General features: G+C 43.1%; 21 protein-coding genes. All 21 read right to left on the reverse strand.

The annotated features are described in order from the left end of the window. Positions 1 to 87: 87 nt before the first annotated feature. Positions 88 to 903 (reverse strand): prolipoprotein diacylglyceryl transferase, encoded by an 816-nt coding sequence (gene lgt / locus MUP17_01870; protein MCJ7457722.1) that lies wholly within the window; start codon positions 901 to 903, stop codon positions 88 to 90. A 133-nt stretch (positions 904 to 1,036) separates the two neighbouring features. Continuing rightward, positions 1,037 to 2,260, reverse strand: coding sequence for a rod shape-determining protein RodA (gene rodA / locus MUP17_01875; protein MCJ7457723.1), 1,224 nt, complete (start codon positions 2,258 to 2,260; stop codon positions 1,037 to 1,039). 3 nt (positions 2,261 to 2,263) lie between these two features. Further along, the gene (mrdA, locus tag MUP17_01880; protein ID MCJ7457724.1) at positions 2,264 to 4,081 is read right to left on the reverse strand and encodes a penicillin-binding protein 2; all 1,818 of its coding nucleotides are present in this window, start codon (positions 4,079 to 4,081) and stop codon (positions 2,264 to 2,266) included. Between the two features lie 15 nt (positions 4,082 to 4,096). Next, positions 4,097 to 4,606 (reverse strand): rod shape-determining protein MreD, encoded by a 510-nt coding sequence (mreD, locus tag MUP17_01885; GenBank protein MCJ7457725.1) that lies wholly within the window; start codon positions 4,604 to 4,606, stop codon positions 4,097 to 4,099. A gap of 12 nt (positions 4,607 to 4,618) precedes the next feature. Next, positions 4,619 to 5,437, reverse strand: a complete 819-nt coding sequence (mreC, locus tag MUP17_01890; GenBank protein MCJ7457726.1) for a rod shape-determining protein MreC — start codon at positions 5,435 to 5,437, stop codon at positions 4,619 to 4,621. A 181-nt stretch (positions 5,438 to 5,618) separates the two neighbouring features. Then, complete coding sequence (locus MUP17_01895; protein ID MCJ7457727.1) at positions 5,619 to 6,071, reverse strand: PTS sugar transporter subunit IIA; 453 nt, start codon at positions 6,069 to 6,071, stop codon at positions 5,619 to 5,621. A gap of 106 nt (positions 6,072 to 6,177) precedes the next feature. Then, complete coding sequence (locus MUP17_01900) at positions 6,178 to 7,182, reverse strand: acetyl-CoA carboxylase carboxyltransferase subunit alpha (protein ID MCJ7457728.1); 1,005 nt, start codon at positions 7,180 to 7,182, stop codon at positions 6,178 to 6,180. A 26-nt stretch (positions 7,183 to 7,208) separates the two neighbouring features. Then, positions 7,209 to 8,264, reverse strand: a complete 1,056-nt coding sequence (locus MUP17_01905; protein MCJ7457729.1) for an undecaprenyl/decaprenyl-phosphate alpha-N-acetylglucosaminyl 1-phosphate transferase — start codon at positions 8,262 to 8,264, stop codon at positions 7,209 to 7,211. Positions 8,265 to 8,293: 29 nt separating this feature from the next. Beyond that, positions 8,294 to 9,226: a glycosyltransferase family 2 protein gene (locus tag MUP17_01910; GenBank protein MCJ7457730.1), complete on the reverse strand. Its 933-nt coding sequence runs from the start codon at positions 9,224 to 9,226 to the stop codon at positions 8,294 to 8,296. Continuing rightward, a complete protein-coding gene (locus MUP17_01915) occupies positions 9,223 to 9,936 on the reverse strand; it encodes a polyprenol monophosphomannose synthase (protein MCJ7457731.1) in 714 nt (237 codons plus the stop codon). The genes MUP17_01910 and MUP17_01915 overlap by 4 nt, the downstream gene beginning before the upstream one ends. After that, positions 9,933 to 12,380, reverse strand: a complete 2,448-nt coding sequence (locus tag MUP17_01920; protein MCJ7457732.1) for a YfhO family protein — start codon at positions 12,378 to 12,380, stop codon at positions 9,933 to 9,935. The genes MUP17_01915 and MUP17_01920 overlap by 4 nt, the downstream gene beginning before the upstream one ends. A gap of 175 nt (positions 12,381 to 12,555) precedes the next feature. Next, a complete protein-coding gene (locus tag MUP17_01925; protein MCJ7457733.1) occupies positions 12,556 to 13,443 on the reverse strand; it encodes a flippase-like domain-containing protein in 888 nt (295 codons plus the stop codon). Between the two features lie 43 nt (positions 13,444 to 13,486). After that, positions 13,487 to 14,683, reverse strand: coding sequence for a glycosyltransferase (locus MUP17_01930; GenBank protein MCJ7457734.1), 1,197 nt, complete (start codon positions 14,681 to 14,683; stop codon positions 13,487 to 13,489). A 31-nt stretch (positions 14,684 to 14,714) separates the two neighbouring features. Beyond that, entirely contained in the window at positions 14,715 to 15,662 is a 948-nt protein-coding gene (locus tag MUP17_01935) for a glycosyltransferase family 2 protein (GenBank protein MCJ7457735.1), read from the reverse strand. A 97-nt stretch (positions 15,663 to 15,759) separates the two neighbouring features. Beyond that, positions 15,760 to 17,616: a glycosyltransferase family 39 protein gene (locus MUP17_01940; protein MCJ7457736.1), complete on the reverse strand. Its 1,857-nt coding sequence runs from the start codon at positions 17,614 to 17,616 to the stop codon at positions 15,760 to 15,762. A gap of 3 nt (positions 17,617 to 17,619) precedes the next feature. Then, positions 17,620 to 18,357: a glycosyltransferase family 2 protein gene (locus tag MUP17_01945; protein ID MCJ7457737.1), complete on the reverse strand. Its 738-nt coding sequence runs from the start codon at positions 18,355 to 18,357 to the stop codon at positions 17,620 to 17,622. A 10-nt stretch (positions 18,358 to 18,367) separates the two neighbouring features. Continuing rightward, positions 18,368 to 19,336 carry a class I SAM-dependent methyltransferase gene (locus MUP17_01950; GenBank protein MCJ7457738.1) on the reverse strand — a complete coding sequence of 323 codons (969 nt, stop codon included), beginning with the start codon at positions 19,334 to 19,336 and terminating at the stop codon, positions 18,368 to 18,370. A gap of 31 nt (positions 19,337 to 19,367) precedes the next feature. After that, positions 19,368 to 20,126 (reverse strand): class I SAM-dependent methyltransferase, encoded by a 759-nt coding sequence (locus MUP17_01955; GenBank protein MCJ7457739.1) that lies wholly within the window; start codon positions 20,124 to 20,126, stop codon positions 19,368 to 19,370. 358 nt (positions 20,127 to 20,484) lie between these two features. Continuing rightward, entirely contained in the window at positions 20,485 to 21,507 is a 1,023-nt protein-coding gene (locus MUP17_01960) for a flippase-like domain-containing protein (protein MCJ7457740.1), read from the reverse strand. A gap of 22 nt (positions 21,508 to 21,529) precedes the next feature. Then, positions 21,530 to 22,657, reverse strand: coding sequence for a glycosyltransferase family 4 protein (locus MUP17_01965; protein ID MCJ7457741.1), 1,128 nt, complete (start codon positions 22,655 to 22,657; stop codon positions 21,530 to 21,532). Between the two features lie 189 nt (positions 22,658 to 22,846). Further along, positions 22,847 to 24,308: tetratricopeptide repeat protein (locus tag MUP17_01970; protein ID MCJ7457742.1), on the reverse strand; the 1,462-nt coding region annotated here is incomplete at its 5' end.

Raw genomic sequence — 24,308 nt, forward strand, 5'->3', positions numbered from 1 at the left:
CGAAAACTTAATGAAAACGGGAGGGGACCCCGCAAAGCGGGATTTCGCAAGCTCAACAAGCCCCTCCCCTACGTTTTTTTTTTCACTTCATCCCGTCTTAACGCCAATTCTCTTGGACTTAAAATAAAACCACATCGAAAGCGAAACCAATAAAATCAAGAAGGATAAGACTTGGTTCATTGAAAACTGCACATTTCCGATGCGGGCTAAGACCATGCTCTCCTCGTAATATCTGAAAAAATCCACCAGAAATCTCCAGGCAGAATAAAAAGAGAGCATCAGCCAGAAAGTGAATCCTTCGAAGTTCTTGAATCTCTCCAGGAAAATCAAGAGGAAAAAAATCACAAATCCTGCCACGGACTCAAAGATCTGGGTTGGCAAAAGTTTAGTATTTTGAAAGAAATACCCGGCAAAAGAATCCGGCGGGAAGATAACTCCTAAAAAACTGCTGGTGGGTTTTCCCGGACAGCATCCGTTAAGGAAACACCCAATCCGGGCAATCCCCAGACCTAAAGCAAAAGATGGAGAGACGATGTCAGCAACTTTCCAGAGAGGTAATTTCTTGTAGAAAAGGTAAACCAGTCCAGTTGCAACTGTAAGGACCACTCCGCCCATCATGGAAAGCCCCCCAATTCCTATCTCGCCTGAGCTTTGGAATGGATTGATCACATCCAGGAAGTGACCCTTGAACTCGTCTAAATGAAAAATCACGTAAAAAAATCTTGAACCGATAAGTGAGCTTATTAAGACCAGCAAAGTCAAATCAAGGATTTTCTCAGGTTTTAACCCACGCTTTTTACCCCGGCTCAAAGCCAGCAAGGTGCCTGCTACAAAAGCCAGCACCAGCATTACCCCGTAGGATTTGATGGCAAAAGGTCCAATCTGGAAAAGGATTCGACACATAGATTAATCAATCAAGAGTTCAAGGATTCAAGTGAAAGGAAAACGACCTTTCAGAACAGCCAACACCCTCAGACCTTTTGAGTCTGTTATCGGTCATTCGTCATTCGCTATCCGTCATTACTTTTTTTATACGTCAATATTCTATCCATTTATAATGTATGGCTAAAAGGATGCTGATTGAAATCCAGCTTATAAGCAGAGACGATCCGCCGTAACTGGTCAGGGGGAAAGGGACTCCCGTAACGGGCAGAAGTCCCATAGCCATGCCTAAATTCACCATTCCCTGAAAAGCAAAAATCGAGGTGAGCCCGAAAGCCACATAACTGTTGAAACTGTTTCTGGACTTGGAAGCTATGGAAAGACCCCGAAAGATCAGATAAAAGAAAATAGCTAAAAAGATCAAAGACCCGATTAAGCCGAACTCCTCTCCCACTACCGAGAAGATAAAATCTGTATGCTGCATCGGCAGAAATGCTAATTTGGTCTGGGACCCGTGCAGAAATCCCTTGCCAAAAATTCCTCCTGAACCTATGGCTACTTTGGACTGAATTATCTGATAGCCAGCGCCTAAAGGGTCCCGATTCGGGTCTAGAAATACTAACACCCTGAGTTTCTGATAATCATGTAACCTATTCCAGATCAAAGGAGTGAGAATTCCAAATCCTAAATTTAATACCAGCACCCAGATGGAGAAGAAAAAGCCTGGCCTGAGAAGGTATAACATGTAGATTAAAAACAAAAAGAATATTCCCCAGGAGATCCAGTGGAAGCCAGCCACCAGACTTATCATAGGTGAGAAGATCAAAAGGATGAAAAGTAAAGGCACCTTAGCCCAGTAAAGCATAGAGAGGATTAAGGCTAAAAAAACCAGGGAAGTCCCTAAATCCGGCTGTTTTAAAACCAGAAGAAGCGGAACCACTCCTATGACTATGATCGTTCCGATCCATAGAATCGATTCAAAAGAGCGCTTGGAATAAGCCAGATAGCGCGAGAGCGCAAAAACTGTGGCTATCTTTGCCCACTCAGAAGGTTGAAAGGTAAACCCACTTAACTCAAACCAGCGGGTTGCACCCAGCCGGGTAGCCCCGATGAAAAGCACCGCTCCTAAAAGCAAGATAGCTGAGAGATAGTAGAGGTATGAGAAAATCTCATGCAGCCTTAAAGGCGTTATGAAGATAATTACCGCAACTATTAAAGATAAAAAGAGCCAGAATATCTGTTTTAAAAAAAGTCCCTTCTCATTAAGAGTGGAATGTTTGGCGCTATAAATCAGGAGCACCCCTATTAAAGATAAAAGCAGGGCACAAGCTAAAAGCTTAAAATCGAATTCCTCGGTTTTCAGTCTGAAGAACTTCATTGCCTAATCGGTTTGAAAATTACTCTCTTTTTCACCGCTCGATTCTGTGCTTATCCCTTTGAGATACCTCTCTATGATTCTCCTGGCGATTGGCGCAGCATAGGTACCACCGTGACCAGCCTGCTCCACTAAAACTGCCACGACTATCCTCGGATGATCAACCGGTGCAAAACCCACAAACCAGGCATGCTCCCTGCCATGCGGATTTTGCGCGGTTCCAGTTTTTCCCCCAACCACTATATCAGAGATGCGGGCTAAACCTCCTGTCCCGGAAGGGGAATTGACCGTTTCAACCAACCCTTCTTTGAGAATCTCCAGGGTAGAATTTGAAAAAGGGAGATGAGACAAAACTGTCTTTCCTTTTGGAGTGGACCTTCCCTCTACCGATCTTATTTCTTTCAGGAGATGTGGTTGGTAAACAGTTCCACCGTTAACCAGAGCGGAATAGAAGACGGCAAGTCCTAAGGGAGTGGTCAGAACCTCCCCCTGCCCTATTCCCAGATTTATCACCAGGTTTTTAATCCATCCCTCCTGCCCAAATCTTTTTTCGTAATAAGTCCGGCTGGGAATCATTCCCGCGATCTCGTCGGGAAGATCAACTTTGTATTTTTTATCCAGCCCGCACTGACGAGCATAATCGCTCCAGCGGTCAAGTCCCAACCTTAACGAGAGCTGATAAAAGTAGACGTCACAGGACTGGGCTATTGCCTGAATCAGATCCAGCCTGCCGTGCCCTTTAGGCTGCCAGCATTTGAAAATCCTGTTTCCAAAAAGGAAACCACCGTTGCAATAAGAAAAAGTGGTATTTCGATCTACGATTTTTGATTCCAGAGCTGCGCCTGCAGTTAACAGTTTATAAGTTGAACCAGGGGGGTAAGACCCCTGAATTGCCCGGTTGAGTAGAGGATGCGAAGGATCATTAACCAAGCCCTCCCAGGTGTCCTCATCCAGAAAAGAGCAGAACTGATTGGGGTCAAACCCGGGCTTGCTCACCAGAGTTAAAACTTCTCCATTTTGAGGATCCAGAGCCACCACTGCGCCGGCATTAAACATGCTCAGAGCCGATTCCGCTTCCACCTGAAGGTCAGAGTCAACGGTCAGAACCAGGTCAGAGCCTACCGTATAAGGTTGAGACTTCTTATCCTTCAGGGATCCCAAGATTTTTCCGCTCGCGCTTACCTCTAGGTAATTCATCCCATCCTCCCCTCTCAAGACCTCATCATACTGTTTTTCCAGGCCGTCCTTCCCTATGTTGCTCCCTAAAGTCAGTCCTTTTTCCCTCGAATCGTCCATTTCTTTTTGCGAGACCTCGCCCACGTATCCGAAAAGATGACCTGACCAGTAAAGCGGTGGGTAACTTCTCACTTTTTCTACCTGATAGCTGACCCCGGGCAACTCCTCATTCTGTTCCTCTAAAATGCAAATAGTTTTGAAATCAAGATCTTTCAACAATTTTATGGGCGTGTATTTGTTAACCCAGCCGGCTCTTATTTTTTCTTCAAGAAAATCCTCGTCCAGATTCAAAATTAGAGAGATTTTCTTGACTACTGACTTTATATCCTGAACTTGAGAAGGGATCAAAAAAAGGGCATAGGAAGTGCGGTTAGTAACCATTCTCTTTCCGTTACGGTCCAGGATCAACCCCCGGGGTGCGGGGACAGAGACCAGCCTTACCCTATTCTCCTCAGATACCTGGCGATAATAAGAAAAACTGATAACCTGTAGATAAAATAATCTTAAGGTCAGGATAAAAGCCAAGAATCCCACCAGATAAAAAGTGAGTTTTTCCCGGTTACAATCTAAGATTCCAGTTCTGGTCATACCACGGTTGAGAAACTAAGTCGTGACAATTTTAGCTTTACGGATTTGAAGATACCATAAAAATATCAATCCCACCAAGGCTGTATAAAGCCCGGAGAGCAGGCTATAATTAAAAAAAATAGAAAAAGCATAGCTCAGATTTAATCCGCTCGAAAAAAAATAATAAACCAGATCGTTAAAGAGCAGGCTGAAGAAGACCACCACTCCTTTGGTAAGACTGCTTTCTAAATACAGATTATCCTTGAAATTTCCGACCAGGTACCCCAGACAGGTTTTAATGAAAGCCCCCAACCCCAGAAAAGAAGGGTTGGCCAGATCTAATAAAAACCCAACCAGAAATCCAAATATCGCTCCGGAAACTGGGCCCTGGGTTAGAGCTACGAAAACCAGAATGAGTAAAGGCAAATCCAGACTTATCTTTTGAATTGTTAAAAGCCCGGAGAATAAAGACTGGTAGATTATTACTATCAGAATCAAAAGGAGCATTCTGGCTGCTTTTGACAAGTTCAGGTTACGGATGGGCATTTTTAGTATCCATTATTTTTGAGTTAAGGTTTTAATTATAAAAAGCTCTTCTAACCGCGTAAAATTGACCGCGGGCTTAAGGGTTATGACTTTAAAAACGGAATCTCTTTCCGGTGATACTCTGTATACCTGGCCAATTTTCAAACCCTCAGGGAATATCTCGCCTAAGCCGGAGGAATAAATTTCGTCGCCGGGTTTGACATCCTCTTCTAAAGGAATGTTGTCTAAGTTTAACCTGATTCCTCCTTTTGACCTTACGATCCCCTGGACCCTGCTTCTGGAGTCTAAAGCCGGCACCCTGCAATTGGGATGGTAGAGCAACTGAACTACTGATTTTCTCATCAGGACCTCGCTTACCCTGCCGATCAGCCCGTCCATATTGATTACCGGCATCCCCTTTTTTATTCCATCTTTCTCCCCTAAATTTATCCAGATCGTACTGGGAAATCTTCCCGGTTCGGTTGAGACGATCTCTGCGGGAATAAGTTGATAGGTGCTCCCAGACTCGAATTCCAACATCTGCCTTAATCTTTGGTTCTCCTTGCTCTCCTCTTGTAGCTGGATGTTTTCCAGGGTCAGCCTGGTTACTTTTTCATTCAGAACTCTATTGGCCTGATGGACATTGTATAATTCGTCTACCCGCCTGGCTATAGAATTAAAGGGAGCGTAGGTAAAACTGAAAATTACCTCGGAAAGACTTTTTTTGACCTTGATAGGCAATAAGAACAAAAGTAAGGATAAAGACAGAAAAAGGAAAAAGGTGGCAGAGCTTTTCTCTTTTAAGAATGACCCTCTTCCGCGAGTCAAGATGTTAAATGATAAAAATGGCATCTCCTCCCCTCTGGAGAAAAACTTGTCATTCCCAAACACTCAGAGGTCCTCATAGTTCCTTGGGACCTGTTGCACAGTTCATGGCCGTTTTAACAGCATTTTATCTGCCCCTCTTATAATACTCGACTAAAATCTCTTTAATTATTAGACCTCTCAAGTGATTTCTGGAAATTTATTATTATCACTCCACCGAGTCCAAAAGCTCCAAGAGTTCCTTGGGATTTGAGATTTTCATCAAAACATCACGATTTTTTTCACTTTTCATAAGATAGGAAAGACGAGCCATAACGTTGAGATGGGCGCCGATTGCATCTTCAGGTGCCGCTATCAGGAAAAAAAGGTGAACCGGCTTTTTATCCATTGCGTCGAAATCAATACCGGTTTTAGAGCGACCAAAGGCGATTACTATCCCCTTGATGGCTTTGGTCTTGGCATGGGGAAAGGCAACTCCATAACCCACGCCGGTGGTGACTAATTTCTCTCGCTCCAGCACCGCCTTAAGAACCTCGTCTTTATCCTTGACCAGTTTCGACCTGGAGGCTATATTTACCAACTCCTCTATGATCTCATTTTTCGTCTTCCCTTTAAGATCAAAAGAAATCAAGTCCTCTGCACAGAATTTAGAAAGCTTCATCCTTTACCTCCTTTTGATATTCTTCTTTTCGACTGCCCGGCATTCTCAGTAAGAATCACCGGACTTAAACTGGATCATGACCTTATCCAGCTTTTCAGCAAACTCCTTATCCGATATTCTCAGACGCTTCTCCTCTTTCCGGCAGATGGTATTCCTCAGTGGAGAATACGCCCATTCTTCTGAATTTTTCAATTCTTTTCTGCAGAAGCTCTTCTGTTCCCAGTTTCATAAGCTCGTCTAAGTCTTTAATGATCTCTTTTTTTAGAATATCCGCTGCTTCTTTCGGATTTCGATGCGCCCCACCCACCGGCTCAGGCACAATCTTGTCTATGACTTTTAGCTCCTTTAAGTCAAAGGAGGATAACTTCAGGGCTTCTGCTGCCAGGGGAGCTTTGGAGCTGTCTCTCCACAAAATGGCAGAGCATCCTTCCGGAGAGATGACCGAATACCAGGAGTTCTCTAACATCAGCACCCGGTCTCCGATCCCTATTCCCAAAGCACCCCCGCTTGCTCCCTCTCCGACTATATTTATGGTGATGGGGACTTTTAATCTGAACATCTCTCTTAAATTTCTGGCGATGGCTTCTGCCTGTCCTCTTTCTTCGGCTCCAATTCCTGGAAAGGCTCCAGGAGTATCTACCAGGATGATAATGGGCTTGCCGGAGCGGGAGGCAAGCTGCATCAATCTTAAAGCCTTACGATAACCCTCTGGGTGCATCATCCCGAAGTTTCGATAAAGCTTCTGCTTGGTGTCTCTGCCTTTCTGCTGACCAATGAACATGACTGCTCGACCATCGATTTTGCCAAATCCAGCCACTACCGCTTTATCATCTGCAAATCCCCTGTCTCCATGCAGCTCCACGAAGTCGGTACTTATCAAATTGATATAATCTAAACTGTGGGGCCGGAGTGGATGTCGGGCTAACTGGACCCTTTGCCAGCGAGTAAGATTAGAATATATATCCCGCAGCAATCTATCCTTGCGCTTTTCCAATAGTTGTATCTCCCGGGTAAGTTCCAGACTTTCGCCAGAGGCGAAATCTTTCATGTCCTGGATCCTCTTCTCCAGATCCAGGACCGGTTTTTCGAAATCTAAATATTGTCCGTTCATCTTTTTGAATATTATCCTTTAACCGGCTACTTTTTTTTTACTTGATCAGTCATCCCTATCCGGAACAGGTAAAATGCCAGGATCAAAACCAGTATCCCTAAAAAGGATAGCAGAAAAGAAAAAACCAGTTTATTCTCCCGGACAAGAATAGCCCAGGTTATTATGGTTAATATAATGGAAACAATATAAAAAATCCAGATGGTTAATTTCTTACTTAGCCCTTTTTCCAGCAGGAAATGAAAAAGATGCCTCTTATCAGCATGATAAAACCTTTTATTGTTTAAAGTTCTCCTGAAAAACGAAAAGAAAGTCTCAAATATTGGTAATCCCAGGGCTAAGAGGGGAATGAAAAGTGCCAGGGCGGTGTAGCTTTTAATCGGACAGATTACCCCCTCCGCCGCAAAGATGTATCCTAAATATTGAGAACCAGAATCTCCCATAAAAATCCTGGCTGGAGGGTAATTATATCGTAAAAAGCCCAGACAGGCACCTATGACGCCTAAAGAGATAAAGGAGATGAGCTTCACCTCCAGGAAAATCCCCACACCCAAAAGAGCTAAGGAGGCGATTACCGACAGGCCGGCCGCCAGCCCGTCCAGCCCATCTATCAAATTAAAGGCATTGATGATCAAAAGACACCAGACAAACGTGACCGGGTAAGAGAAGAACCCAAGACTCACTGCCTTGAAAAAAGGAATGTAAAGCAGATTGATTCTCAATCCGAACAGGATTAAGACCAAAACCGCCAGCGATTGTAAAAGGAGCTTCCACCTGGGCCTTAGGTTTTTGAGGTCATCATAAATTCCGGTGGCGAAAATTATAACCCCTCCCAAAGTAAAACCGGCAAGGTATCTCAGGTCAGATGAAAGTATCGTTCGTTCCCAGATTAAGGCCGTCCAGAAAACCAGGTTAAATGATAAGAATATGGCGATCCCTCCCAGGGTAGGAGTTGGATTCAGGTGAATCTTCCTGTGGTTCGGATAATCCAAGAGCTGGTACTTCAGACTGAAATTCTTGACCAGAAACGTAAGAAGTAAGCCCAAACTGAACGAAAAAGTTAGGATGAAAATATACTGATCCAACTTAACTCCTGTGAATCTGGAATATGATCCTATTTCTTTTTAAATGTCCCAGGTAAGCTGAAGACAAAAGATAAGAAAATCAATCGCCCGAGCAAAGAAAGATAAACCAGAAGCCTGAAGACAGGATTTGGATGATAGTGTTTCTTAAAAAAATAATACATACTGCGGTGATGTTCCAGCTTAGCTCGCAAAGGATTTAAGGAAGTAGACCCCGCGAGCTGGTGGGTCACAGTCAAAAAGGGAAAGTAGAATACCTTCCAGCCGTTTTTCTTTGCTCTTAAACAAAGGTCTGTATCCTCGCAGAACATAAAAAAGTTTTCATCCAGAAGTCCTATTTCTCCCAGCATCTTCCTTCGGGCAAAAAGACAGGAGCCGGACACCCAGTCCACCTCTTTTATCCCGGTTCGGTCTAAATCTTTGAGCAGATACTTCCGGGATAAGGAATTGTGCGGAAACAGGCGATTGAGAACCGATTGAGAGGAGGAGATGGAGGTAAGGAGGTCAGGGAAAGAGCGGCAGGAATAAAGCAATTCGCCTTTTTCGTCAATCATTCTTGGACCACAGATTCCAGCCTCTGGATTTTCGTCCATAAACTTGAGCAACTGGTTTATTTTCCCCTCTGTGATTTTCGTATCCGGGTTAAGCAAAAGCAGGTATTTCCCCTGGCTTTCTCTTATCCCCTGGTTAGCGGCTTTGGAAAAACCTGAGTTCCACTCATTTTCTATCAGGTTGACCTGTGGGAAGTTCTCTCTGACCCAAGGGACTGTATCATCCTTAGAAGAGTTATCAATTAACCAGATTTCAAGCCTTAAATTATTTTTTGTATTGTAAATTGAATCCAAACATACTTTTAAGAATCTTTTTGCCCTGTAGTTTACGATTATGATTGAAAGGTCAAGTTGATTACCAGAGTGTAGGGGCACGGCATGCCGTGCCCCTGCACTTTTTTCCCTATTATTCATACTCTTCCCAAAATACTCAGGATCCTAAGCTTCCAGACCATCCAGATAGCTTCCCGCACTATCTTTTTGGACATCTTTGATTCGCCCGCTCTGCGGTCCACGAAGATAATCGGTATCTCCTTGATTTTGAAACCTTTTTTCCAGGCGCGGAAGCTCATCTCTATCTGGAAAGCGTAACCATTGGAGTGGATATTATCCAGGCCAATCTTCTCCAGGACTTCCCTTTTGAAACATTTAAAACCACCGGTGGAATCTCTCACCGGAAGCCCGGTGACCCAGCGGGCATAAACATTCGCGAAATAGGAAAGAAGCAAGCGGGTTATGGGCCAGTTGACAACATTGACTCCCCTGATATAGCGCGAGCCTAAAACCAGGTCCGAATCTTTTATAGCTTTAAGAAAATCTGGTATATAACTGGGGTCATGCGAGAAGTCTGAGTCCATCTCGAAGATATAATCGTAGCCATTTTGCAGGGCATAGTCGAACCCTGCTATATAGGCAGTGCCCAGCCCTGATTTTTTCTCCCTTTTGATAAGTTTTATTCTGGGATTCGAGGCTTTAAGCTCTTCCACTAATTTACCGGTTCCGTCAGGAGAGTTGTCATCCACCACTAAGACTTCTATTCCCTGATCTTGTTTTAAAACCAGAGGAAGGATCGTGCCGATGTTCTCTTTTTCGTTGTAGGTTGGTATTATGACTAAGATTTTCATTCTTCTTTCAACTCTCCTTTTTTTCCAGAAAGAGTTTTCACTCCCAGAACTCCCAATATAAAAAGATAAAACAGCCCTGTCAATATACTGCTGGTTTTACCTATATTATATGGCTTCGAGTTGTAGACCAGCTCGATCTTATGTTTCCCTTTCTCTAAGGGAATTGCCCGGAAGATATAGTCTGCGGTATAGATTTTGGTCTCCTTGCCATCAACCAGTGCTTTCCAGGCAGGATAGGCATTCTCAGACAGAACCAATAAGCCGGGCTTATCTGTCTCAGCCTCAACTGTCAGAGAGTTTATTTTATTTTCAGTAACTCTGGCTGGCGTAGAGACGCATAGCGATGCGTCTCTACAAGATTCGATTCCCGGTTCTTCCTCTAGGACAATAGAGCCTCGATAATCAAAGTCCGGCTCTTTCAATCGCTGTAAAATCTTATCTTTGTCTTTAATGACCTCATATTTGTAAACCATCCTTGCCCTTGGCAGGTAATTTGAATTTCGGTATAGGTTCTTATCCCCTGCTTTCAAGACCAGTTTATACTTAGAGGTATCAGGAAAAACACCTCTGAACAGGAGATATTTCACGTTCAGGAGGTCTGGCTTTGGACCAAACAGGAAGTCCAAATACCTCTGACCGTATTCAGCTTGAGTTCTGGCGCTTTCCAGATAGCTTTTCTCAGTGAAGTCGTCATACCTCTTAAGCTCGTTCCCGTGGTAGCCAAACGCTTCGTCGATTCCATAAAGGGCTAAGAAATTGCTCATCGGGTAGGTGCCTGGAATGACTAAAGCTCTATATGGCTCCTTGTCCTGCTTAAGGTAATCGATGGCCTGGTCTTTCTGGAAATAGGTCTGGTAATCGAAATTCTGGATGAATTTTGCATCCCATCTCCACAGGTCTAAAAATAGAAGTGCACCGATCCAGAAAAGGAAATAGCTTCTCTTTAACTTCCCCTGAAGATACAAATAGATCCCTGCAACGACTCCACCCACCAGAAGGAAGCTAATCCAGAACCCTCTGGTGATATTGGGCAGATTCAAAAGCATTATATCTTTTTTCTGAGCAGGGATATCAGAGTAAAGAATCCCATTCCACAAAGAGAGTAGCCCACTTCCAGCTACACTGAAAAGAATAGCAAAGCCAAAGAAAATAAGAACCACAACTAAAAGAAGTTTATTAATTTTTTTCTTGTCCTTTAAATCTTTAACTCTCTGCAGAATCTTCTCCAGCCCGAAAAGAGCCATAACCAGGACCGAGAAAACCAGCAGGAAAAGTATCAGCCCGGGTGCACGAAAGCTTTTCACCTGAGGAACAAAATAGTAGAAAAGTCTGAACAAAGGCGTATGTGCGCCCAGGGAATAGATCAAAGCCAATAACCCCAGACCGGAGAAAAACCAGATTTTACGATTACGAACCAGTACCAAAGCTATGATGGCAAAAAGCAAGGGGACAATTCCCCCATAATCGCTGTTTATCTTGAAAGGATTTCTTCCCCAGTAACTACTTTCGGTTTCCAGATTCAACCCGGTAAACTCCGGCACGAACTGCGAGACCAGCTCCTCAGGATGAAAAGACCAGGAGGTAGAATATTCATACCCTTTACCGCCCTCTGCTCTGGGAGAATATTTATTAACGTAGATATAAGGCGGGAGTATCTGCACCAGAGACAATGCTATTCCTAAAACGAGCGCGACCAAAAAATAGCTCACAGGTTTTATCAACCGGGTAATTTTTTTATTATCCTTATAATCCCAGATTAAACTCACCAGAAAATAAAGCCCCAAGCTCCACATGGCAAAATAAGCTAATTGGGGATGATTGGCTAAAATCAAAAGCCCGATTGTGCCGCCGAAAAGGATAAATTGGATAAGTTTTCTGGACCTGAGGCTTTTTTCAAGGAAAAGGAAATTTAAGGGCAAAAGACTGGTGACATACATCCTGCCGTCGTGTCCGGCATAGACCCAGGAAACCAAATTAGCTGAGAACATATAGGCTAAAGCTCCGATTATGGAGACACCCCGGCTGAACCCGAGGGTGCGCATGCAGTAGAAAGTGAAAATTCCTGCAAAGAAAATCGTCAAAACCAGCTTCCAGCCTAATGCTTTGTATAGAGGCAGGATGAACTGCAGGATTGCCAGGGGATAAAAGGTGTCACCGTGCATGGCATCCACATATGGCATTCCGCCAAAAATAAAAGGATCCCAGAGGATCAATGAATGATGAGTTTTAAAATAATCCACGTAAAGCTGACGCATAAACACCCCGGCTTCAATGGTGTCGCTTCCGTAAAGCATCTGGTAAGAAAAGATAAATTCCCTGAACATAATGACAGTCAGAACGGCAAACAGAATAAAAGGAAGATATTTGAATATCTTGTTTTCCTGGTTTATTCTGACTTTTATCTCTGCCTCTTTTGGTTTTTCTTTCTTTTCCTTCTTTTTCATAAAATTCCTTTTCCTATCAAGAGTTCTCAAAATTTGTATTTGGAGTGCCGACCTTTTCTATGGATCCGTTTCAGGACAGGTTTGCCAAAACCCCCTCTTTTCAGGTCAGATTAAGGGTAAAGCTAAAGCTTTACACTCCAGCCTAAAAAATCGCACACCTGTTAAAAAACTCAACTCAAAACCTCCAGGCAACCAAAAGTCCTGAGAGCTCAACTGCGGTCATCCATAATCTTGAAAGCAGGGCAATTAGAGTAGCCACAGGCAAAGGGAAGTAGCTGGAAAGATAATAGACTAAAATCCCCTCCCTCACCCCTAAACCTCCCGGTACGAATATGCTCAAAAATCCTATGATATACGAAAAGGCGAAAATCGAGGTTAAAAAGGGCCAATTGCTTAAAGGGGAATCGGTTAAAGACATTATGAAGATGTTGAAGGCAACTCCATAGACTCCCCAGGCTAACATAAAAAGAAGGGTAAAAAACAGGTTTTCCTTGAAATTCAAATTAATCTTTACAGGTTCCTTTTTCAGCTTTTTTAATCCCCAATTCAAAATCTTCTCCATCACCCGTGGATATAAAGATATGACAAAAACCAAAATCAGAGGTAAATAATAAAGCTTGGACATCCCGCTTAAAAACTTCGTTCCTGAAAGGATGAGAACCAGGATCAACCCGCCAATGATATTCAGAAGTTGATTTAGAATAGCTGAGCTCAGCGTGGCCGCCTTGGGGATCCCTTCCTTTTCGCACATATAGACCATCCCCATCACTGACCAAATTTTTCCAGGGACATATTTCCCTAAGTTAGAATAGAACCAGATCTTGAATGCTTTTTTAAAAGGTAGCTTGGAAGACAATTTTTGGAGCAAGCTTCTCCAGATCTGGATAAAAAAAAGAAAATTCAAAAACACTAATCCAAAGGAGACGGCCAACAGACCATATTTAAACTGCCATTGATATAAAGAGACCACCCGCCAGTTTTCATAGACATATCTTATGAAGAAAAAAAGGATGACTGCGACTATAAAAAATTTTAAAAAAACTTTTATAACTTTTGTTTCCAATTTGGCCATTCAAATTATAGATGGTCTGCTACCACAAATATTCTTATTTTAACCTCTGATAAATCCCTTTAAGTTTTCCCGCTGTAGCCTTGGGAGTGAAATTCTCTTGGGCAAATCTATATCCTCCCTCCGCCATTCTATTTTCCAAATCTTCATCCCAAAGATAACGTTTTATCGCCATAGCCAGAGCGCAGGGATCCTTCTCTGGAATTAGAAGGCCAGTCTTCTCATTCTGTACGATATCGACAATGCCACCTGACCCTGTCCCAATCACCGGAACCCTGCAGGACATCGCCTCTAAGAGAACCAATCCTAATCCCTCAGCCTCCATCTTCCAATCGGTTATAGAAGGAAGAACGAAGATTTCGCAGGCATTGTAATGATAGACCAGCTCGTTTTGAGGAAGATTAGAAATGAAATCGACGTTCTCATCCAATCCTAATAAATCAGCTAATTTTTTCAATCTTCTCTCTTCCGGTCCTTCACCGATAATTTTCAATTTAAACTTTTGTCCATCTTCTTTCAACTTGGCGCAGGCTTCTAAAAGGTAGTCATAACCCTTTCTCTGAATTAGCCGCCCGATGCTTAGGATGCTTCCCTTTTCGACCTTTTTCTCTTTCAAAGGGAAAAATTTCTTATCATCGAAAGGCATAGGAAAAACGAAAATCTTATCCCCTCTAATTTTCAACTCCTTGATGAGAAGATGTTTTAAATAGCTTGAGACTGCAGTCGAAAACTCAGCCTTCCTGAAGATTAATGAAGCAAATGACAATAACCATCTGAATTTGCGCAATATAAAAACATCCGAACCATGGGTGGTTAAAATTATTTTAACCGGAGCAAAAAAAGATGTAAGATATCCTATTACGCCTGCAGGCACCCACCAGTGGCAATGAATAAATTTAATCTTATTTTTCTCGACAATCCTCAATGTATAAAAAAAGAAAGCCAAGAAGAAGAAAATGAAAAGAAACTTGTTGGAAAAGTGACGAAGGACCTGCTCATGCATGTCTCCTCGATAAGCTAAATTTTCATATCTCGTAAAGCAATATCTAAATCTGTAGATCTTCAGATCATCTATTTCCTCATATTCTTTTAATCCCTTTTGGTGGGGCGCTAAGACGAAAACTTCATAATCCTGCGTTAATTCCTTCATCAGGGTGTAGATAAACTGTCCAGCTAGGTCCTCCTTGAATCGAATAAAATTATGAGTTAAGACCAAAATCTTTTCTCTTGGCATAAAATTTCTTAGTTCCTAACCTTCTTATTATCTATTCTCTGTTCTTTTTTAAGCTTTCTACCTCTTCTCTTAAGCTGACAATCGCTTCAGCTAAAAACCCTAAGGCGAAAAGTGAAATCCCGGACAAGACTAAAAGGATGACCAGATATAAAATGGGTCTGAACCCTTCATGCATAATTATCCTCAGGTAAATAGCTAAAAGACCTGCCAGTACCCCCAAGAGCACCATGATCAAACCTAAGGAGCCGAAAAGGAGCATCGGCTTGCGCATAAAGGAGACCTGAAATTTTACGCTGAAAAGGTCTAAAACCCCGATTGGAATTCTCCAGATGCCGAATTTTGATTTACCATACTTTCTGGGATAAAGAGGAATTCTGACCTCATCCACTCTGAACCCTTTTTCCGCTGCCATTACCACCATATACCTGTGCCAGTCTTTTCTCAAGGGCAAGTCTTCCAGCACCTCTTTCCTGAAAGCCTTGACGCTGTTAAGGTCATGCACTTTGATTTTAAAGAGCCATCTGGACAGAATATTGTAGAGAAAGGAGACAAAAGCCTTCAATCCATAACTTCCCTTTTTCCAGCCGGTTACAATGTCATTCCCCTCATTCATTTTCTGAATAAACTTCGGAATATCCTCTGGCATATATTGCAGATCTGCAGGCCAAAAAAGATAGATGTCGCCTTTGGCGTTGTCGAAACCTCTTTGCAAGGCAGAAGTCAACCCCTGATGGGTTTTAGTAGTAAGGGCTTTCAAAAAAGGATATTTTTTTTCGCTCTCCCTGGCAAGCTCATAGGTCTTATCTGTGGAGCCGTCATCCACTAACAGGACCTCCCCTTCCAATTTGGATTCCCGGAACATCTTCTCAAAATTCTCCAGTAGTGGAGGGATATTCTCCTCCTCATTATAAGCCGGCACTACAATGGAGATTTTATAGTCGTTTTCTTTTCTGTTATCAGCCATATTCGAATTTTTCATTAATATATCTCTAAAATCACAAAAGTCAATCTAAAACCCTCTTTGGATATAGCGTAAATTTTCCGAACCAAATCCATAGCAGATGCAGAGAAATCTTTTATTGTTTAGGAAGTTGATACAAAAGCAGAGGCTTGTTATACTGTGTCCGAACTGGATATTCCTTCAACAAAACTGCTTTAGACATCAGCTCCGGGTAGGTTTGGTGAAAATATTTGTCCTCCCATCCATCCTTGGAGATTAATATATGTGTAGGTCTGAACCTCTCAATCACCTTATCCTTATTGGCGAAATCCTGCATCATTATTGCATAATGCGGGGTCTCTAAACTCAAAGTGGCCGCCCAGGGACCAGCAATTATGCTCCCCCTGGGAAGTGAACTTAAATCCTTAGATATATCCGGAAGATCATAAGTCAGGTTTTCGGTCCAGGCTGAATACTGCTTCAAGTTGCTGAAGGTAACTAAGAAGAGCACCAGGATTAAAAGAATACCTTTCAGCCCGGTGGATAAAGCAAATCCTTCTCTGAGTTTCCTAAGCCTCGAAAGCCCTATCAAAGCGCCCAAGACTATTAAAGCCAGGATTATTGATCTTCCCATCAGGGCAGAATAGTCCTGCATCAAACCAAAAGCCCCTTGAAACCAGCCATTCGGGTCTGAGGAGAAAGAAGAGACAATTCCGTAGAAGCTTTGATAATTCACCAGTATATGTAAGCTGACGCTATAATAGATACCGTAAATGAAAACGACCAGTATCAGAAATTGTAAAATTAATCTCAGAGGATTCATGCCACTCGAAATCCTGAGCTTTTGCGCCTGGATTAACTTTTCCACAAAAAAACCAGCCAGTATGCACAAAGGCGAAACCAGTAGCAACTGATAGCGGATCGGATGGTAATTGGGATAAGAGAGGAAAAAGATTCCCCAAATGGCCCAGCAAACGCTGACAAATTCCATCGAAGCACCAGATTTGATCTTCTCCCCTATATTCCTGACCCAGTAGAGAATATACAGAAAGGAGAGAATGAAAATAAAGAAAAGCCTGGGAAAGAGCTTATCACTTATCCCCAGGGTGATAATGCTCCTAAGATAAACGCCCAAATTCGCCGCATTCCCGGCTGGAGATTTGAGCGCACCTGCCTGAATATATCCGATCACAGCACTTTTATATGGCAGCAAAACTAAAAGTAGCCAGATTATCCCTCCTCCTGCCAATCCCAGAACAAAATAGGATAAGCTCTGCCAGAGTTTTTTCTTTTTCTCCTCTTTTTCCATCCAGATCCAGCGGACAAACTCCAGAAACATAATGGCTAAAAAGAAAAGCCCGGAGATTTTGACAAAGAGAACCGCTAAAACGAAAGTGAATCCGCTCAAAAGAAAATATAATCTTTTATCCTTCCCTAACTGCAGAAAAAACAGAGAAAGCAAAAGAAAGAAAAGCAGACTGGTCTCCTCCAGTGCCAGGCGGTTGTGCATAACGTAGATATAGGCAATCGATAAGAAGAAGGAGGAAAATACCGCAGAGTAAATGCTCTTTTCTCTTTTGAGTAAAAAGAAAACCAGAAGGATCGAGCCTAAGCTGGACAGAACCGGAAGGACTCTTATCTGAATAAATCCTGTTCCGAAAAGCTTGAATATGAAAAAGTAAATTACGGATAGAAGCGAGGAGATCCCCATCCGGAAGAAATCATCCATCTTCCATTGACCGAACAATACTTTATCCCGGGCATTTATGGCAATAGCTCCCTCATCCGTGTAAAGGCTTAAGCTCCAGGACAGATCCATCGGAGGATCAGCAGAAAGATGAGAAAACCTCAAGTACGCGCCTAAAAGGACTATGACCCCTAAAAGTATATAAAGAAAAGGTGGCTTGAATCCGCCTGAGGCGGACTCCAGAAAGGGTTTATTTTTCCTTATCTCAGGTACTTCTGCTTTTTTGTCTTTCTTTTTCTTGCCCATAATTTAAGGTCTGAAAAGTTTGGAATGAATGATCCCCAGACGGTCAAAGGCGAATTTGAACACCGTCCAGAGCGTCTTCAGACCATAGATTAAGGAGACTTTGAAATTGACCGAGGATGCTTCTTTGAAATATTTGGTGCTCACCGGAATCTCTACAATTCTTTGTTTAAAAGCTACGGCTTGGGCTATTATCTGGGAGTCGAACACAAAATCGTTGGAGTTGCGCAAAAAGGGAACTTTTTCTAAAAAACTCCGACTGTAAGCCCGGTAACCAGTATGCATCTCTGAGAGCTTCTGACCCAAAATCAAGTTCTCGACCCCAGTCAGAAATCTATTGGCTAAGAACTTATACAAAGGCATCCCTCCCTTTAGTGCCCCTCCTTTTTGCTTAAGCCTTGAACCTAACACGAAGTCTGCCTTGCCTTCTTTGATAGGCTCGATGATCTGCGGTATCAGTCGCGGGTCATACTGCCCGTCCGGATGAAGCATCACCACGATGTCTGCCCCATCCCTCAGAGCTTCCATATAACAGGTCTTCTGGTTTCCTCCGTACCCCACATTATGCGGATGCCGGACAACCTTCAGATGAAAGTCTAAGGCGATCTTGACTGTCTCATCCCGGCTGGCATCATCTACTAACAGAACCTCATCTACGACTTCTGAAGGGATGCTCTGATAGGTGAAAGATAAAGTTCGCGCCGCATTATAGGCTGGCATCACCACAACTACTTTAGGCTTCATAATTAACGACTCATATCCTTTTTGAAAGATGGGACTTCTTGATACTCCAGAAGCCCATTATATCTCCGGAGCCGAAAAGACTTTCCCCTATAGAAAATAGCAATATCGGTAAAAAAAGAAAAATGGCTACGCTCAGATGAACGATCAATCTGCTTTTTTGCAGGTTGGAGAATTTTCTCATCTCCGGAGCTTTGATTATTTCAAAGAGTAGATTTCTACTCTTAAAAATCATATTCAAACTGCTCTGTAGAAGAACATAAGGGGCATATTCTAAAGAGAATCTATTTTTTTTAACCACTTTAACCCCAGCCTGAGATAACATCCGGGTTATGGTTCCTGGTGTGAAATGATACAGGTGTCGAGGCAGGTCCCAGCCAAACCATTTCTCCCTGAAAATATCGATCAGAAAGTTGCCCGCATTAGGAAGTTCAAGAATCAAAACCCCTTTTCTGGTCAAAATACGGCTGATCTCTCGTAAATAAGCTAACGGGTCAGGCACGTGTTCCAGCACGTGTGCTAAAATGACCAGGTCGAAAGAGCCCTCTTCAAATCTGGTTTCTAACAGATCCTTCTCCAGTATTCTCAGCCCGAAAGTCTTGCGCGCATACTCAGCGGCATTTCTGGACAGCTGGGTACCTGTGCAATTCCATCCCCATTTTTTCAAAAAATGAAGGGTGATTCCCCTTCCGCAACCCACATCCAGCACCCTCCCCGGCTTGAAGAGCTTTTTGATTCTGTATGCTCTTGCCCAGCGAAAAAGGTAAACCGCCTCTTCCAATAAGCTCCCAAATCTCTGGCTTCTCTTTTTACCATAAAATTCGTCTTGATAAGCCAACACTAACTCTTCTCTGGTGGGGAAAGGGTCAGTCACCAAAAGACCGCAATTCTGGCACTTAAGAATACCTCTTTTCTCTTCAGGAAAACCATTCAGGTATACAGCAAAATTGTCCTGTCCACACAGATTACAAGTCCTGCTCATCCGTTCTCCAGAAGATCATCTACACAACTGGTTACCTTTCAGTGGAAACTTTCTGTGCCAGAATGAGTGCCTCGTGTCCTAAATTTGTTCTCCTGAAACGCCGCTGGAGAAAAAAAACCGGCTTCCACCAGATTTTCCAGTTTACAATAAAGGTCATCCTGCCGATGTCCCAGGCATCATTCAGGGTGCTTATCTTTGTAAGTTCCTCTTTTTCCTGGCTGCGTTTTAAGCTTTTGTCTTTGAGCAGCCACGTGTAAAGCCTGCGCATAAGCCAGAAAACCGGAAAGGTAAAATCCCAGTACTCCTTGACCTCAAAACCAGCCCGGGACAGCAAATCCTTAATCTCCTGACGGTCGTATCTTCTGTAATGACCGTAAAACTTATCATCCCATCTCCATTCCTTCTTGTTCGTCGGCACTGAAATGATCAAATACCCTCCGCCTACCCGGGTAGACAGATTCTGACTCAGTACAGAAAGCAGTTCACTGTCTTTTTCTACGTGCTCAAGCACATCCCACAAGATTATGGTGGAGTAAGATCCGCGTTCGCTAAACACATCCCTCCGTTCTATCCTGACATCTGAAAAGGGCTGTAAATTCCGTTCGGCAATGCTAATTGCCTCCGGCGAGAAGTCGATCCCTTTACCATTCCACCCTTTGCGCGCCAAATGTAATACGACATCTCCCCCACCGCAGCCAGCATCTAAGAACGGCGGTTTAAGCTTATACTTGACAATTAACTCATCCAGAAGGGAGAACATATAATCTTTCATCGGTTGAAAATTCGCCATGAAATCACCGATTAATCCTCTTCCCCTTCTCTAAAACTTGTTTTAAGGGAGCTTACTGAAAGAAAACAATTGAATTTGACCAATGTCGATATCATCTCCGCCATTATAATATTAACTAAAGAGATAAAGTCAACCTAAAAGTTCTGGCAGGTAGCATGATCTGGAGTATAAACCCTCAGGTTTGTAATTAAAGCGAAGGGCATCCCCAAACTCGTTGAAAGTGAATCAAGTCACTTGAGATTAAAATAAAAGCTAAAGCTTTACACTCCAGTTGAAAATTACATTCAGGATTTATGCTATACTTGCTAAAGTATGAATGGGTTGATACCCTTGTGATCCGACAGGATTCACTTTTCTTTCAAGCAGAGTCTATTTCATTCTCAATTATAGTCTCAGGATCTCTTTCTGCTACTTTTAAAGAGAAATGCTCGTGCCTAAGATAAACCAAACCTAAGACCGTAATCGGGATGTACTGGCAGGCGTGCAGTACGATGGAAAAAGGGAGCGAGAAATCTTTGTCATACCCAAAGAGACCTAAGGCGATCACCGTGAAGAACTGTATGGTGCCCACATAGCCTGGAGATGAAGGAATCATCACTCCTAAGGTCACGATGACCATCAGGATCAAAGATGCCTGCGGTGGTGGATGAATTCCGAAAGCTAAAAAGACCAGGTAGTTGCTGATTCCGCTTCCTACCCACAGGATCAAAGACCAGAGTAAGATCCATCCGGTTCTTTTTACGTCCCTGAAAACCCTCACCCCGCTGGAGAATTTCTGCAGTATGCCCTCTGCTTTTTCTGAGAATTTCCCGGGTATAATTCTCAACAGTTTCTGGAAAAACTTCAAAGTAGGCTCTGGTTTAAGCTCCAGTAAAATCAATATTAAGAATAGCAACAAATTAGCGATTAAGGTTAGATTGGCTCCCTTTCTGACCAGCTCCCCTACTTTCTCTGAGGAGCGGGAAAAGGGATAAAAAAGCAGGGTTAGCCAGAGGATTAAAAGCAGGGCAAAACCGTCGAAAACCCTTTCCATAACGATGGTGGCAAAAGAAGCGCTTCTGGAGATATTCTCTTTGGTGCCCAGTGAATAAGCCCTGACAACTTCGCCTAATCTGACCGGAAGAACGTTGTTAGCCATAAAACCTATCATAGCAGAGGAGAATAGACTGTAGACCCCGACTTTTTTTATCGGGTCGACCATAAACTTCCAGCGATAAGCCCTGACCCACATCAATACAACTACTGCCAGCATAAAAAGGAGCAGGTAAAAGAAGTTTACACCTTTTAGAGCACTCCACAGCGCATGATAGTTCACCCCTCGGAAAGCAAAATATAGAAATATTATACTGATGATCAGCCCTATCAGGAATCTTTTCTTCAACTTCTTCCTTTCTTCTCCCTTATTACGGCTTGGAATTGCTACGGTTCTCGACCACGTCCTGCAGCAGCGCTTCCACCTCTGAAGCTACTTTGTCCCAGCTAAAATTATTTGCCCAGAGAATACCCTCTCTGGAGAATCTCTCCCTCAGTTCGTTATCCGTGATAATTCTGATGATTTTATCAGCCAGGTCTTGTTCATCTCCATACCTGAACAGGAATCCGGTTTTTCCTGGAAGTACTGATTCTCTCAAACCGGGCACATCACTGGCTATGGCTGGCGTTCCGCAGGCGTTTGCCTCTATATTAGTCAGACCCCAACCCTCTTTTATAGAGGGGTAGACTGTGACCCAGGCACGGTGGAGCCACTCTACTTTGATCTGGCTATCGACAAATCCGGTGAAAACGATTCTGTCCTGCAATCCCAAATTCCGCGCCAGATTTTGAAGCTCAGGCTTGTAATCGCCCTCCCCGACAATCACCAGTCTTGCCTCTGGAACCTTATCTAATACCAATGGTAGAGCCTTGATCAGAAGGTCGACGCTCTTATACTTCTTCAGCCTGCCCAAGTAAAGAACAGTTGGAGAAGGATCTTTTGTTAGATACGGATTGATTTTAAACAGTTGATGGTCAATCCCGCAATAGATTACCTTAATCCTTTCTTCCGGAATACCTCTTTTCAAAAGCTCTTCTTTGGTGCTTTCAGATACGGCTAAGAATCTCTTGTTTCTATACAGCCATGGAACGCTTCTTTCTGAAAGGAAAACATAGGTTCCAAAAACCGGATTTACCTCTCTGAAGATGGCTTTATCGAAGAAATGATGAACGATGACTAAAAGCGGAAGGTTGTGCCAGAAGTGAGAATAAAAGGGGAGCTTATTTATGTCCTCTATTACCAAATCCCACTTTTCCCGCTTTAATATTTTTCTTACCTCCCAGAAAGCAGAGAAGTTGAAGACAAACCAGGAGCCCTTTCTTATGATTCTTATCCCGTCGATTTCCTCATATTCTTTTGCCCCGGCATAATGCGAGCAGAGTAAAGTTACGTTATGACCCTTTTGCACTATCCGCCTGAAGATCTCGTGAAAATGAATCTCCGCCCCACCTGCTCTGGGATTGGAAAGGTCCTGCCAGTTTATCGCGAGTATTTGCAAGTTCGTTCTATTTTTTGACGCTTATGAGAGGCACCCATTCTGGAGTGTAAAGCCGTCAAGGTCTTGTCTGCAGGATCCTGGCGAAGACTTGAGCTTTACCTAATTCTTGATAAACCTGAAGGTTTATACTCCAGAGTCTCTCCCGATGCTGCTTTTTTTAAATTGTATTATCCTCTAATCTTCACTTTATTATCTTGGGAATGTAAATCCCGGCTTGGTGATCTGGCCGAGTAAAGCGGCAGAGGAGTCATCTTCTGGATTTTTAACCAGCCAATCCCTTAACAGTTTTTCAAGCGTATTTCTGTCCTGCTTCAAATAATAGGTTGCCTCAAGAAACTTAAAAGCCGGCACATATTTAGGATTTAAGGAAAGAATCTTATACATAACTTCAATAGCCTGGTCTTCCTTTCCAGTATTTTTAAGGGTAAATCCTAAGTTGAAATAAAGTCTCTCTTTCTCTATCCCTTTAGAGTTCTGAATAAACTCGTAAGCCTTTTGTGTCTCACCTGACTGCCCGTATACCTGGACTATGAAGGCATAGGGTTGCCAGTTCTGAGGCAGAATTTCGATATTCTTCTCTGCAATCTGGATTGCTCTTTCATATTCCCTGGCCCGCCTTAAGGTGTCAGCCAGATTAAGAAAAATTCCGGAATAGTTGACCGTCATATTTTCTTCATTCCAATCCTTATAGACTTCAGGATCAGAAAGACCTCTGAATTTCATCTTCTGCAGAAGGATTTCCTCAGTTTTCTGGACATTGACTGTCTTGCCCTCTTTGGGAACTACCAGATAAACCATTCCCTCCATCCTCAGATGGTCATCTATAGACTCCCCTTTATAGACCCGATTGTCCGGAGAAACGGTGGTAGAGAAATAGACCGGATATTTCCAACGGTTAGTCTCCAGGATACTGATGATCATCTGGTCCTGAACCCTTAATACCTTGCCGTTCGGCAGTTGAACCAGGTTCATGTTTTCCAACTGGTGGTCAGTGAAACTCAGAGGTACCCCCCGGATATTCTTCTGCTGTCTCATATACCAGTCGGTATTGGCTAAGCTTAAATTCACAACCCTTACATCTGTTCTGACCTTTTCCACCTGCTGCAAAAACCATAAAGGAAAGGTATCATTGTCTCCATTAGTAAACAGAATGGCATCTTTATCACATGAGTTCAGGATATTATATCCATAATCATAAGGAATGAAATTATTCCTGCGATTGGCAGGCGAATGGAGCCCGCTATTCAAGGGCATCAAAGGCGCTAAAAGAAAAATAGCTGAAGCACCATAAACCAGACTTCTGCTCCCTAACTTGCCTAACTTCGTAAAAGCTTCGCCCAGATAACTTATGAGTCTGGAAATCCCCAAACCCATTAGCAGGGCAAAAAAGACGAATGCCGGGGTGAAAAAATAGTCTCTGTCCCTGACTTCCAAACGCTCGAACTCCCCGGTCACTGGATTAGTTCTGGTACCATCGCCGAAATTCAAATATAAAATCAGCCCCACTGAAGAGATTAATACCAGGAAAAGGAGCATCCAGCCAATACCCTTAACTCTTCTTATCGACTCTACTACCCCTAATAGACCCAAAAGCACCGGGATGAACCATAAGCTCTTGTCCAGATACTGCTCCCGGAAAATTCCCCAGAAA

This window comes from Candidatus Zixiibacteriota bacterium (assembly GCA_022865345.1).
Classification (GTDB): Bacteria; Zixibacteria; MSB-5A5; order MSB-5A5; family RBG-16-43-9; genus RBG-16-43-9.